The sequence below is a fragment of the Microbacterium sp. LMI1x-1-1.1 genome (assembly GCF_040676205.1).
Classification (GTDB): domain Bacteria; phylum Actinomycetota; class Actinomycetes; order Actinomycetales; family Microbacteriaceae; genus Microbacterium; species Microbacterium aquilitoris.
Genome location: NZ_JBEGHM010000002.1, coordinates 615,945 through 628,752 on the forward strand (window position 1 = coordinate 615,945; position 12,808 = coordinate 628,752).

The 12,808-nt window shown below is 69.7% G+C and carries 12 protein-coding genes and 1 tRNA gene; 9 read left to right on the plus strand and 4 right to left on the minus strand.

All coding sequences use genetic code 11. The annotated features are described in order from the left end of the window. Positions 1–50 precede the first annotated feature (50 nt). Genes MRBLMI1x_RS10620 through MRBLMI1x_RS10630 form a run of 3 tightly spaced genes read left to right on the plus strand, consistent with a single transcriptional unit; the run spans position 51 to position 3,331 of the window. On the plus strand, positions 51–1,496 hold the full coding sequence (locus MRBLMI1x_RS10620; protein WP_256335289.1) for an ABC transporter ATP-binding protein: 1,446 nt from the start codon (positions 51–53) through the stop codon (positions 1,494–1,496). Next, entirely contained in the window at positions 1,472–3,025 is a 1,554-nt protein-coding gene (locus tag MRBLMI1x_RS10625; protein WP_363458699.1) for a hypothetical protein, read from the plus strand. The genes MRBLMI1x_RS10620 and MRBLMI1x_RS10625 overlap by 25 nt, the downstream gene beginning before the upstream one ends. 39 nt (positions 3,026–3,064) lie before the next feature. Continuing rightward, positions 3,065–3,331, plus strand: a complete 267-nt coding sequence (locus tag MRBLMI1x_RS10630; RefSeq protein WP_018188224.1) for a DUF3039 domain-containing protein — start codon at positions 3,065–3,067, stop codon at positions 3,329–3,331. On the opposite strand, the gene MRBLMI1x_RS10635 is transcribed toward MRBLMI1x_RS10630, so the two are convergent. Beyond that, the gene (locus MRBLMI1x_RS10635; RefSeq protein WP_363458701.1) at positions 3,310–4,638 is read right to left on the minus strand and encodes a nicotinate phosphoribosyltransferase; all 1,329 of its coding nucleotides are present in this window, start codon (positions 4,636–4,638) and stop codon (positions 3,310–3,312) included. The genes MRBLMI1x_RS10630 and MRBLMI1x_RS10635 overlap by 22 nt on opposite strands. Before the next feature lie 56 nt (positions 4,639–4,694). Here MRBLMI1x_RS10635 and murI point away from each other — a divergent pair, with 56 nt between their 5' ends. The 4 genes from murI to MRBLMI1x_RS10655 all read left to right on the plus strand — a co-directional run bounded on the left by murI (position 4,695) and on the right by MRBLMI1x_RS10655 (position 7,862). Beyond that, complete coding sequence (murI, locus tag MRBLMI1x_RS10640; RefSeq protein WP_020097139.1) at positions 4,695–5,522, plus strand: glutamate racemase; 828 nt, start codon at positions 4,695–4,697, stop codon at positions 5,520–5,522. Continuing rightward, positions 5,519–6,262 carry a ribonuclease PH gene (gene rph, locus MRBLMI1x_RS10645; RefSeq protein WP_018188221.1) on the plus strand — a complete coding sequence of 248 codons (744 nt, stop codon included), beginning with the start codon at positions 5,519–5,521 and terminating at the stop codon, positions 6,260–6,262. The genes murI and rph overlap by 4 nt, the downstream gene beginning before the upstream one ends. Beyond that, positions 6,259–6,852, plus strand: coding sequence for an RdgB/HAM1 family non-canonical purine NTP pyrophosphatase (rdgB, locus tag MRBLMI1x_RS10650; protein WP_018188220.1), 594 nt, complete (start codon positions 6,259–6,261; stop codon positions 6,850–6,852). Before rph ends, rdgB begins: the two co-directional genes overlap by 4 nt. Before the next feature lie 98 nt (positions 6,853–6,950). Further along, positions 6,951–7,862, plus strand: coding sequence for a cation diffusion facilitator family transporter (locus tag MRBLMI1x_RS10655; RefSeq protein WP_336123790.1), 912 nt, complete (start codon positions 6,951–6,953; stop codon positions 7,860–7,862). Between the two features lie 24 nt (positions 7,863–7,886). Here MRBLMI1x_RS10655 and MRBLMI1x_RS10660 read toward each other — a convergent pair whose 3' ends face one another. Next, a complete protein-coding gene (locus tag MRBLMI1x_RS10660; protein WP_363458704.1) occupies positions 7,887–10,250 on the minus strand; it encodes an ATP-dependent DNA ligase in 2,364 nt (787 codons plus the stop codon). Between the two features lie 60 nt (positions 10,251–10,310). Here MRBLMI1x_RS10660 and MRBLMI1x_RS10665 point away from each other — a divergent pair, with 60 nt between their 5' ends. Beyond that, positions 10,311–11,189 carry a Ku protein gene (locus MRBLMI1x_RS10665; protein WP_116228980.1) on the plus strand — a complete coding sequence of 293 codons (879 nt, stop codon included), beginning with the start codon at positions 10,311–10,313 and terminating at the stop codon, positions 11,187–11,189. On the opposite strand, the gene MRBLMI1x_RS10670 is transcribed toward MRBLMI1x_RS10665, so the two are convergent. Further along, positions 11,190–11,969, minus strand: a complete 780-nt coding sequence (locus tag MRBLMI1x_RS10670; RefSeq protein WP_018188216.1) for a DedA family protein — start codon at positions 11,967–11,969, stop codon at positions 11,190–11,192. 73 nt (positions 11,970–12,042) lie between these two features. Beyond that, positions 12,043–12,124 (minus strand) — tRNA-Leu (locus MRBLMI1x_RS10675). A gap of 74 nt (positions 12,125–12,198) precedes the next feature. Here MRBLMI1x_RS10675 and MRBLMI1x_RS10680 point away from each other — a divergent pair. Continuing rightward, complete coding sequence (locus MRBLMI1x_RS10680; RefSeq protein WP_363458707.1) at positions 12,199–12,798, plus strand: hypothetical protein; 600 nt, start codon at positions 12,199–12,201, stop codon at positions 12,796–12,798. The last annotated feature ends 10 nt before the right edge of the window (positions 12,799–12,808 follow it).

Below are 12,808 nucleotides of genomic sequence, written 5' to 3' on the forward strand. Positions count from 1 at the left end.
ACGTGACACTCCCTCAGGAGCGGCGCATGTCGGCTTGATAGGTTTATCCGGTGACGCCTCCCAAGACACGACCGCCCCGCAAAAAGGCGCCCGTGTCCGGCGCCGGCACCGCCGTCCCGCCGCCGCCCGAGGTTCCCGCCGCCGTGGCCGCCGCCGAGCTGCCGGGGACGCCTGTGGATGCCGACGCTCCCGGGGTTCCGCCGAAGCCCGAGATCCCGGCATCCGTTGCGGCGGCACGCTTCGAAGAGCCGATCGTCCCCGACGAGGAGCCGCAGGACCTCGATGAGGGAACGGATGTCGCTAACGGCGACTCGGACCCGATCCCCGAGACAGAGTCGGTCGCCGAGGCAGAGCCCGAGCCGGTGAGGGAAGCCGAGCCCGAGCCGATGCCCGAACCCGAGCCGGAGGGCGAGCCCGAGCCCGTCATCGAGCCTGAGCCCGAGTCGCCCGCGGATACGCATCCGGAGGTGATCGAGGTCCCCCAGGAGACCGAGGACATCGAGGTTTCGAATGTCGCTGGTGTCTCCGTGCCTGCGGATGCCGCAGAGGTCGAAGAGCCGTCGGACGTGACGGTCGACCCCCAGGAAGGTCCCGGCCCGACGGACGCGGACGCTCCCACCGTCGCGTTCGAGGTCGAGGAGGCGGAGGAGCTCGCTCCGGAAGCGCCCGCGACCGCCGTTATGCCGCAGATGGAGGCGGAGGTCGAGACCGAGGCCTCCGAAGAGACGACGCGGCCGACGCCCGCCCTGCGGATGACGAATGTCTCGAAGTCGTTCGGCCGCACGCGCGCGGTGGATGCGGTGGACCTCGAGATCCCCGCAGGGAGCTTCTACGGGATCGTGGGGCCCAACGGTGCGGGTAAGACGACGACCCTTTCGATGATCGCGGGCCTCCTGCGTCCCGATGGGGGGACCATCGAGGTCGGCGGGATCGATCTGCGACGCGACCCCCGGGGCGCCAAGGCGCTCATGGGGGTCCTGCCCGATCGACTCCGCACCTTCGAGCGGCTCACGGGGCGACAGCTCCTCCACTACTACGGGGTCCTCCGCGGTCTTCGCGGAGCCGTCGTCGCTGAGCGCACGGAAGACCTCGGCCGGGCGTTCGACCTCACGGCCGCCCTCGCCCGTCCCGTCTCCGACTACTCCGCCGGCATGACGAAGAAGATCATGCTCGCGGGGGCGATGATCCACGCCCCCCGTCTGCTGGTGCTCGACGAGCCCTTCGAAGCGGTCGATCCGGTCTCGAGCGAGGTCATCCTCGACATCCTCTCCGCCTATGTCGCCCGAGGCGGCACGGTCGTCCTCTCGAGTCACGGCATGGAGCTCGTCGAGCGCGTCTGCGACGGGGTGGCGGTCATCGTCTCGGGTCAGGTGCTGGCGCAGGGCACCGTCGACGAGGTGCGCGGGGATCACACCCTCGCGGAGCGCTTCATGCAGCTCTCCGGCGGCCTCAGCGACGTGGAGGGGCTGGAGTGGTTGCACACGTACTCCGACTGAGGCTCGCGCTGCTGGTCGGCGCGCTCAACGCGCGGCCTCTGGTCCTGCTGCGACGGCTCGCGGGCTTCGCTGTCCTCGCCCTCGCGGTGGCGGCCGTCTGCGTGGCCCTCATCCGACTCGACCGTGTTCCCGACGGCGAGGCGGCGACGCTCACGGTGGTGGGAAGCTCCCTCCTGGTCGCGGGCTTCTTCCTGATTCCGCTGTTCAGCGGCGTCGAGGACCCGCTCGATCCGCGTCGGTTCGTGGTCACGGGTGAAGAGCCGGGACGGGTGGCCTGGTCGGTCGCGCTCGCATCGCCGCTCGGCATCCCGGGTCTGGTCGTCGTCGCGGTCGCGGCGGCGATGATCGCGGCGTGGACCGGCCACGGCTCGCCGGCCGGTCTCGCCGTTCTGGCAGCGCTCCTGCTCGTCGGAACCTCCGTGCTCGCGGCCCGGTGCGCGATGGCGGTGTCCGCCGTGGCCCTCCGCGACCGGCGGTCGCCTCAGCTCACCGGCCTGATGGTGACGGCGGCCGGTGTCGTCGTGATCCCCGTCGCCGCCTTCGCGTTCTCCCTGGAGTGGTCCGGCGGACTGCCGTCCCAGCTGACGGAAGTGGCGCAGGTGCTCGCCGTCACCCCGTTCGGTGCGGCATCCGCCATCGCGGTCCGCAGCGGGGGCGAACTCGTCGCATCGATGCTCGTCGCGGTCGGCACACTGCTCGTCCTGGCGGCGTTGTGGCAGCTGCTCGTCCGGACTCTCATGACCTCGACCGAGCGCGTCGTGCCGGTCGGGGAACGTCGCGGACTCGGCTGGTTCGCCGTCATGCCCGGCACACCGGGAGGTGCCATCGCCGCCCGCAGCATCGTCTACTGGTTCTCCGATCCTCGCTACCTCGCGAACGTCATCGTCGTCCCGGTCGCCTCGGTCCTCATCGTGACCCCCCTCCTCGTGGTGGGTGTCCCCCTGCAGACCGTCGCCCTGATCCCACCCCCGATCCTGGCCTTGTTCCTGGGCTGGCTCGTGCACAACGACCTCGCCTACGACTCGACGGGCGTGTGGCTGCACATCTCGGCCGGAGTCCGCGGCGTCGCCGACCGTCTCGGACGCCTCGTCCCCATCGTCCTGGTGGGTGTCCCGCTCCTGGCGTTGGCGATCACCGGGTCGATCTGGATCCACGGGCGATGGGCCGTGCTGCCGGCGCTCGTCGGAGTGTGCGTGAGCCTGTTCGCCACCGGCTTGGGTCTGAGCTCCATCTCCTCGGTGGCCGCCCCGTACGCGGTCTCACGACCGGGGGAGGGACCGTTCGAGCAGCCTCAGCGCACGGGCGGCTCGATGACGCAGGCGCTCGTCCTGCTCGGTGCGATCCTGCTCTCCGCGCCGGCGGTCTGGTGGGGGTGGCTGTCCCTCGCCGGCGACGAGGATGAGGCGTGGACGTCCTTCTGGAGCGGTGTCGGCGTCGGGGCGGCGGTCCTCGTCGTCGGCGTGGCCATCGGCGGGGCCCTCTTCGAGCGTCGCACCAGCCGCACCATGGAATTCGCCGAGACGCTCTGACCCGACCACGCGGCGCCGCGTCGCAGTACACTCGGGGGAATGAGCACGCCGATCGACAGCCCGGATCAGGGCGGCCTCGCCACACTCGACCGTGAGCTCGAGGAGCTCATCCGCGAGGAGGCGATCGAGCCCGGCGACCATGAGCGGTTCTCGCACTACGTCAAGAAGGACAAGATCCTCGAGTCGGCCATCACGGGCAAGCCCGTGCGAGCACTCTGCGGCAAGAAGTGGACGCCGGGTCGCGACCCGGAGAAGTTCCCGGTCTGCCCGACGTGCAAGGAGATCTACGCCTCGCTGACCTCGTAAACGGTCGGCAGGGCGGGATCGGCGCGACTGAGCGCCAGCGCCATGACCGGGAGTTCTTCCCGCACGCGCAGGTGGTGGGCCCGAGCAGCGGTGACACCGTCGGCGCCCAGGTGGGCGGCATCCGTGTCACCGTGATCGACGAGCACGGTCTGCAGCGGCCGGGCGTCGGGGTGCGCGGAAGGTGGGTCCACCTCGTCGAACCCGTCGGCGACGGCGACGACCTCGGCCGTCGCCACACCGTCCACCCGTCGCCGGAACGCGGCCTTCCGGCCTCCGATGGACGCCTTCGACGTGGAGGCCTTCGCGACCGGGACCCAGCCGCCGTCGACACCCTGGCGGGCGACCAACTTGTAGACCATGCCGGCCGTCGGCGTACCCGACCCGGTGACGACGGAGGTACCGACGCCGTAGGCGTCGACGGGGGATGCCGCCAGTGCCGCGATCGCGAACTCGTCGAGATCGCTCGTCACGGTGATCTTGGTCTCGGTCGCACCGAGTTCGTCGAGCTGCCGGCGCACCGAGGCGGCGACGGTAGGAAGGTCGCCGGAGTCCAGTCGGACGCCGCCGAGCCCGGTGCCGGCGACGCGGATCGCGGTCTCCACGCCCTGGCGGATGTCGTACGTGTCCACGAGCAGGGTGGTGTCGGTTCCGAGCGCGTCGATCTGGCTGCGGAATGCGTCCTCCTCGCTGTCGTGCAGCAGGGTCCATGCGTGGGCGGCGGTTCCCATGGTGGGGATGCCCCAGGAGCGGCCGGCCTCGAGGTTGCTCGTGGCGGAGAACCCCGCGATGTAGGCGGCGCGGGCCGCCGCAACGGCGGAGCGCTCGGCGGCGCGGCGCGAGCCCATCTCTGCGAGGGGGCGGTCACCGGCGGCGATGCTCATGCGGGCCGCGGCCGTGGCGACGGCCGAGTCGTGGTTGAGGATGCTGAGGGCCAGGGTCTCGAGGATCACGGCTTCGGCGAACGTGCCCTCGACCGTGAGGATGGGGGAGCCGGGGAAGTACAGCTCACCTTCGCGATAGCCGCTGATGGTTCCGCCGAACCGGTACCCCTCGAGGTAGCGGACCGTGGCCGGGCTCACGATGTCGTTGTCGCGGAGGTAGGCGAGCTCGGCATCGTCGAAACGGAAGTCGGCGATCTCCGACAGCAGCCGGCCCGTGCCGGCGACGACGCCGAAACGACGGCCGCCGGGCAGGCGTCTCCCGAACAGTTCGAAGACGCAGCGCCGGCTCGCGGTGCCGTCGCGCAGGGCGGCATCCAGCATCGTGAGCTCGTAGCGGTCGGTCAGCAATGCTGTGGACATGCCCATGCGGTCACTCTATCCAGGCGCGGACGAGGGCCTGACCGAGACTAGGCTGGTCGATCGTGACGGACGCACCGATCGGGATCTTCGACTCCGGAGTGGGCGGGCTCACGGTCGCCCGTGCCGTCTCGCAGCTCCTGCCGCGGGAATCCATCCTCTACATCGGCGACACGGCGCATTCGCCCTACGGGCCGAAGCCCATCGCGGACGTCCGCCGGTACGGTCTCGAGGTGCTCGACACCCTCGTCGACCAGGGCGTGAAGATGCTGGTCATCGCCTGCAACACCGCATCCGCTGCCCTCCTTCGCGATGCCCGCGAACGGTACGACGTGCCCGTCGTCGAGGTCATCGGTCCCGCGGTCCGAACCGCGATCTCCACCACGCGCAACGGCCGCATCGGCGTGATCGGGACGGCGGGGACGATCGGATCCGGCGTCTACCAGGACATGCTCGGCGTCAACGAGCGCCTCAGCGTGTTCGCTCAGGCGTGCCCGCGTTTCGTCGACTTCGTGGAGGCGGGGGTGACCGACTCCCCGGATGTCCTCCGGGTCGCGGAGGAGTACCTCGCGCCCCTTCGCCATGCCGGCGTCGACACCGTCGTGCTCGGATGCACGCACTACCCGTTCCTCGAGGGCGCGATCAGTTACGTCATGGGTCCCGATGTGTCGCTCGTCTCGAGCGACACCGAGACCGCCAAGGACGTCTACCGCCAGCTCGTCTCGCGCGACCTGCTCGCCGGGCACGACGCGACCGCGACCCACGTCTACGAGGCGACCGGCGATTCCGCCGACGACTTCCTCCGACTCGCCGACCGGCTGATGGGACGCGGCGTCAGCGCCGTGCGTCTCGTCCAGACCGGTGCCATCGACCTACCGAAGGGGACCCCATGACCGAGACCACCCGCGCCGACGGCCGTGCCGTCGACCAGCTCCGCCCCATCACGATCGAGCGCGGCTGGAGTGCGCACGCCGAAGGGTCTGCGCTGATCTCCTTCGGCGGCACGAAGGTGCTGTGCACGGCATCCTTCACCAACGGCGTCCCGCGCTGGCTGACCGGCAAGGGCAAGGGGTGGGTCACCGCCGAGTACGCGATGCTCCCGCGCGCGACCAACTCCCGCAACGACCGCGAGTCGATCAAGGGCAAGGTCGGCGGTCGCACTCACGAGATCTCGCGCCTCATCGGCCGTGCGCTCCGGGCCGTCGTCGACACGAAGGCCCTCGGCGAAAACACCATCGTCATCGACTGCGACGTCCTGCAGGCCGATGGCGGCACCCGCACCGCCGCGATCACGGGCGCGTATGTGGCCCTGGCAGACGCGATCGAGTGGGGTCGCGCGAAAGGCTTCGTCGGCAAGAACGCCAAGGCCCTGCACGACTCCGTCGCAGCAGTGTCGGTGGGCATCATCGACGGCGAGCCGATGCTCGACCTCGCCTACGTCGAGGACGTCCGCGCCGAGACCGACATGAACGTCGTCGTGACCGGTCGAGGCCTGTTCGTCGAGGTCCAGGGCACCGCCGAGGGTGCGCCCTTCGACAAGCGCGAGCTCGACGCCCTCCTCGAGCTCGGCGTGAACGGCTGCGGCGACCTCCGCGAGGCGCAGCTCGCCGCGCTGGCGCAGGAGCTCGCGTGACGACGCGCCGCATCGTCCTCGCCACGCACAACGCGCACAAGGTCGAGGAGTTCGGAGCGATCGTCGCGTCGACCCGTCCCGATCTCGAGGTCGTCGGATACGACGGCCCAGAGCCCGTCGAGGACGGTGTGACGTTCGCGCAGAACGCCCTGATCAAGGCGCGCGCCGCGGCCGCCCACACCGGCCTCCCGGCGATGGCGGACGACTCCGGGATCGCCGTCGATGTGCTGGGCGGGTCCCCCGGGGTGTTCTCCGCGTACTGGGCGGGGCACAAGAAGGACGGCGTCGCGAACTACGAGCTCCTGCTCGATCAGCTCGCCGACATCGCCGATCCGCACCGGACGGCGCAGTTCGTCTCGACGATCGCGCTCGTCGTCCCCGGTGGCGAGGAGCACGTCGTGACCGGAGTCTGGCCCGGTCGTCTCGCGACCGCACCGACCGGAGAGAACGGCTTCGGCTACGACCCCGTGTTCCTGCCGGACGACGCCGCGGGCCGTTCCGCGGCGGAGCTCACGCCAGCGGAGAAGAACGCGTCGTCACACCGAGCGCGGGCGTTCGACGCGCTCGGCCCCCTGCTGACGGCACTGTGACGCCGCGCGGGCTCTTCCGCTGAGGCTGAGAATCGGACTCATTCCCGAGTTGCGGGATGAGGCCGCCCGCCCCGGCGTGCCGTCCTAACCTCGTAGGTATGCACGATCACGCACCCACCGGCATCCGGGGAGGACACCCGCGGCGTCTGCTCGCGGTCTCCCTGGGGATCACCGCGACGGTGCTCGTCGTCCAGCTCGTCGGTGCGATCCTCACCGGGTCGCTGGCCCTCCTCGCCGACGCCGGCCACATGTTCACCGACAGCTCGGGACTTGTGATCGCGCTCATCGCCGCGTCGGTCGCGGCGCGCCCCGCGGACGAACGGCAGACCTACGGCTACCAGCGCGCCGAGGTGTTCGGCGCGTTGCTGAACGCCGTGATCCTCATCGCCCTCGGAGCGTGGATCGCGATCGAAGCCGTCGGCCGACTGATGCGACCCGCGGACGCCGAGGTGCAGGGCCTGCCGATGCTCGTCGTCGCCGTCATCGGCCTCATCGCCAACGGCGTCTCGCTCTACGTCCTGAGCGTCGCGCAGCGCACGAGCATCAACGTGCGCGGCGCCTACCTCGAGGTCCTCGGCGACCTGCTCGGGTCGGTGGTCGTGATCATCGCGGCCGGCGTCATCTGGGTGACGGGATGGATGCCGGCTGACGCCGTGGCCTCGCTGGTCATCGCCGCCCTGATCGTGCCGCGCGCCATCACCCTGTTGAAAGAGGTGTTCGCCGTGTTGGGGGAGCGCGCACCGGCGGGGACGAAGGTCACCGACATCCGCGACCACATCCTCGGCACCGAGGGGGTCGTGGACGTGCACGACGTCCACGTCTGGCAGCTCACGCGCGGCGCGCCGGTCTTCACGGCGCACGTCGTCGTCGCGACGGACTACTTCGCGGATGATCGCGCCGGTGCGCTTCTGTCCCAGCTGCAGTCCTGCCTCGCACGCCACTTCGACGTGGAGCACTCGACGTTCCAGCTCGAACCGGCGGGGCACGTCGAGCACGAAGCCCACGCCTGAGTCGAGAACCGGTGACGGTGGTCGTCAGCCCTCGGCGCGGACTTCCGTCGGAGCCTTGTCTGGGCGGAGCCCTCGCCAACGGGCATGACGGAGGGTCCCACTCGGCGTCGCCTCGGCGTACTCCACCTCGCCGACGACCTCGGGCCTGACCCACAGCGCATCGGATGCCTCGGCACGACCGATGTCGACGAAAGGGTTCTCGGCGGTGCGGAGGGGTGAGAGCTCGGCATCCAGACGTGCGAGCGTCGCTTCGCTGAAACCGGACCCGACGCGACCGATGTAGCGCAGCCCGCCGTCGGTGGGGATTCCCATGAGCAGCGAACCGATCTCGCCGGTGCGGCCGCCTTTGCCCGGTCGGATGCCTCCGATCACGACCTCCTGCATCAGGGTCAGTTTGACCTTGAGCCACTGCTCGCTGCGCACCCCCCGGCGGTAGGTGGACGCGGGGTCCTTCACGACGACGCCCTCGAGTCCGAGCTGCTGCGCCGTCGCGAGGGCATCGTCCACGTCGCTCGCGACGGGAGGTACGACGATGGAATCGATCGTGCCCTCGGCGACGCCCTCCAACAGCTCTCGTCGTTGCGACAGAGGGAGTGGAGCGGCATCCGTTCCGTCGACCTCGAGGACGTCGAACAGCAGGAACTGCACGGGGATCCGGGCCGACTCGCGGTCGATCTCCCCGGCCTTCGTGAGGTGCATGCGGTGCTGGAGCAGCGAGAAGCTCGGCCGGTTCCGATCGTCGAGCGCGACGATCTCGCCGTCGACGACGCAGGCGGCGGCGCCGAACCCGGGGTCGCCGCCGGTCAGTTCGGGATACCGCGCGGTGATGTCGGCGCCGCTTCGCGCGCGGAGCTTCAGTCGTTGGCCGTCCCAGATCCCGAGGGCGCGGACGCCGTCCCATTTGAATTCGACCCACGGACCCCAGCGGGTGGCCGCATGCCGGGCGAGCGCCGCGTTCGACGACGTCGCGAGCATCGGTGCGGGTGCGGGTGCGGGTGCGGATGACGGCGGGGTGGCGGCAGGCCCCGGGGCCTTCGCCTTCATGCGGTGCAGCAGCCATTGCGACTTCTCACCGTCGCCGCTCGTGCGGATGAGGGCGAGCCTCGCGGTTCCGAGCGGCCCGTCGCCGCGCCCGGTGGCAGTGAAGATCACCTCGTCGTCGCGCCATTTCTCGAGCTCGAACGTGCCCGAGTCCCAGATTGACATCGAGCCCGCACCGTATTCCCCGGCGGGAATGTCGCCGGAGAACTCGAGGTATTCCATCGGATGCGGCTCGGTCATGACGGCGAGGTGGTTGGTCGAGGGCGACTCCGGGATGCCGCGCGGCACCGCCCAGCTGACGAGAACGCCGTCGTGCTCGAGTCGCAGGTCGTAGTGCAGCCGCCGAGCGTGGTGCTCCTGGATCACGAACCGGGAGCCCGCGGGGACGGCGGAGCCCGCGGGCGAGTGGGGGACCGGCTCCGGCGTCTTCGCGGCCGTCCGCTTCGCGATGTAGGAGCGCAGAGGACCGGCATCCGTCGGTGCGAGTGCGGCGAGGAGGTCGCCGCCCTCGGCGACCCGATCGAGCACCTCGTTGACGAGCAACTGCCGCAGGCCGGGGTCGTCGAGTTCTGCCCACGTGCGCGGAGCAGCGACCGTCGGACGCTCGCTTCCACGGAGCGAGTAGGGCGCGATGGTCGTCTTCTTGCCGTTGTTCTGGCTCCAGTCGAGGAACACCTTGCCGGGCCGGGCCGCCTTCGACATCCGACTCACGACGAGGTCGGGATGGTCGGCCTCGAGCGCCCGGGCGAGTTCCTTCGCGAAGGCGCTGATCTCGTCGCTGGTCCGGCTGCCGTCGAGCGAGGAGTAGAGGTGGATGCCCTTGCTGCCGCTCGTTACGGGAAGCGGCTCCATCCCCAGATCGGTGAGGATCGCGCGCGCCCACCGTGCGACCTCGGCGCACTCGGCTAGGCCGATGCCGGGGCCCGGATCGAGGTCGAGCACGAGACGGTCGGGGTTCCGTCTCGCCCCGTCCGCGCCGAAGCGCCACTGCGGCACGTGCAGCTCGATCGACGCGACCTGTGCAAGGTACACCAGGGTCGGAACCCCGTCGACGAGCGGATAGTCCTTCGCCCCGGTCGAATGCTCGATGGGCCTCCGAGCGACCCACGAAGGCGCGCCCGCCTCGAGGTGCTTCGCGAAGAACGAGCCTTCGCCCGTGCCGTCGGGCCAGCGGATGCGGGTGACCGGTCGACCATCGAGGTGCGGCAGCATCGCCGGAGCGATCCGCGTCAGATAGTCGATGACCTCGCCTTTGGTGGTCCCCGTCTCGGGGTACATCACCTTCTCGAGGTTGGTCAACCGCAGCCTGCGGCCGTCGACGACGACCTCCTGCGGTGCGGCTGGCATGGGGCCAGATTAGTGTGCAAGCCCTATGACGCCACCGCAGCGCGGGTGTCTACTGGGGGCATGAGATCGATCTGGAAAGGCGCGCTGACCTTCGGGCTCGTCAATGTGCCCGTCAAGGTGTACTCGGCGACGGAGGACCACGACGTGTCCCTCCACCAGGTTCATGCGGCCGACGGCGGCCGCATCCGGTATCAGCGCATCTGCGAGATAGACGGCGAGGTCGTGCCGTACTCCGACATCGACAAGGCCTACGACGACGGCGAGCGCACCGTCGTCCTCACCTCCGATGACTTCGCAGCGCTGCCCAGCGAGCGCAGTCGCGAGATCGAGGTCGTCGAGTTCGTCCCCACCGAGCAGATCGATCTGCTGACCCTCGACAAGGCCTACTACCTCGAACCCGACTCGAAGAGTCCGAAGGCGTACGTCCTCCTGCGTCAGACGCTCGAGCAGACCGATCGCACGGCGATCGTGCGGTTCGCGCTGCGGCAGAAGACGCGACTCGCGGCACTCCGCGTGCGCGGCGACGTCCTCGTGCTGCAGACGCTCCTGTGGGCGGACGAGGTGCGCGAGGCATCCTTCCCCGTGCTCGACGAGCCGGTGAAGATCTCGAGCAAGGAGCTTGAGCTCTCGGCATCCCTCGTCGACAGCTTCTCGAGCGACTTCGATCCGACCGAGTTCACCGACGACTATCAGAAGGAACTGCGCACCCTCATCGAGGCGAAGCTCGACAAGGGTGAGGCGTTCGACACCACCGAGACCTTCGGGGAGAAGACGGATGCCGAGGGCGGCGAGGTCATCGACCTGATGGCGGCCCTCCGGGCCAGCGTCGAGAAGAGCCGTGCCGCGCGGTCGGGGTCGGACCCCGCGAAAAAGGACGCCGGCGCCGACACGGGGTCGGCGCCGGCGAAGAAGAAGCCCGCGAAGAAAAAGGCGTCCTGATCAGAGCCGGGGAGCGTCCCCGCGGGAGCCGTCCTGCTTCTCGTCGAACGCCTCGGGCTCGAGGACGAGGTCGCGTGCTTCCTTCGGGTCGATGACGCCGTCCGAGCCCGCTGCCATCTCTCGCTTGACCTTGCGCTTCTCGGCGAAGTAGTGCCACACGATGAAGACGAGGGTCCCGGCGACGGCCGCGAGGAGGATCACGTCGATGTACGAGGCGACGAACTCGCCGACGCCGGGGATGAGGCTGACGAGGTAGCCGATGACGGTGAGGCCGAAGCCCCAGATGACCGCACCGATCAGGTTGTAGAGCGAGTACTTGTGCCACGCCATCTTGCCGACGCCTGCAGCGACCGGCGCGAAGGTGCGGACGATCGGCACGAAGCGAGCGAGGATGACGGTGACGCCGCCGTAGCGCTCGAAGAAGGCGTTCGTGCGATCGACGTTGCTCCGGCTGAAGAGTCCGGATTCCTTGCGTTCGAAGACCGCGGGGCCGCCCTTGCGCCCGATGAGGTACCCGACTTCCCCGCCGAGGAAGGCCGAGAGGCCGATGAGCAGGCCCACGATCCACACGTTGATGCCGAAGACGCCGTTGGGGGCGTGCGTCACCGGGTTGGAGAGGAGCCCCGCCATGATCAGGAGGGTGTCGCCCGGGAGGAGGAACCCGACGAGCAGGCCGGTCTCGGCGAAGATGATGAAGCAGACCACGACGAGCGCCCACGGACCGGCGGCGTTGATGATGGTCTCGGGATCCAGCCAGGGGATCAGTGCGAAGGGGTGCACGGAGGTCCTTCAGGTCGCGACGGCTGGCCGGCCGGCGGAATGGGCGCAAGGTGTGAGACACGACGGTGCCTCGTGCGGAAGGGGGGACTTGAACCCCCACGCCCGAAGGCACAGGAACCTAAATCCTGCGTGTCTGCCGATTTCACCACTCCCGCTGGTGGGTTCAGTCTAGGGCGCCGGGTGGGAGGGACCTGGGAGGGATAACCCCCGAATCGGTAACCTCTGTCGCGTGACTGCGCCTCGATCTCTCATCCCCGTGATCCTGCTCCTCGCCCTCGCCGGCTTCCTCGCCGGATGCGCGCCCGCCGCCCCCGCCGTCTCCGGCGAGGGATCCGCAAGGCCGACCGCACCCGCCGCTGCGGGCGACGGCGGGACGGCGGCCGTCCGGGATCTTCCCGGCATCTCGAGCTGCGATCAGGTCGCCGCCGTCGTCGGCGACTACATCGACGGCATCCCGCTCGACCAGGAGAACTCCTACGTCCAGCCGGATGCCATAGGTTGCGCCTGGGTGACCCCTGCGGACGCGGTCAGCGAGCTCTCCGACATCCAATCCTTCACCGTGGACATCTCGGAGGGCATGGACGAGGTGCCCGATGCGGATGAGGCTGCCGGCCTCGGCATGGACATGTACTTCGACGACCCGCGTCTCGAGAAGGTCGGCGGCGTGGGGCTCTGGATGGATGCCGATTCCGCCGCCGTCGGCGGGGGAACGGGCTCTGTCCTGGTGCCCGGCGTCGACATCGTCATCAGCGACTCGCGCTGGGGGCAGGACGGCCGCCTCACGAAGGACAGTCTGGTGAGCGTCGCGCTCGCTCTCCTCGATCTCTGAGGCCTCCCGG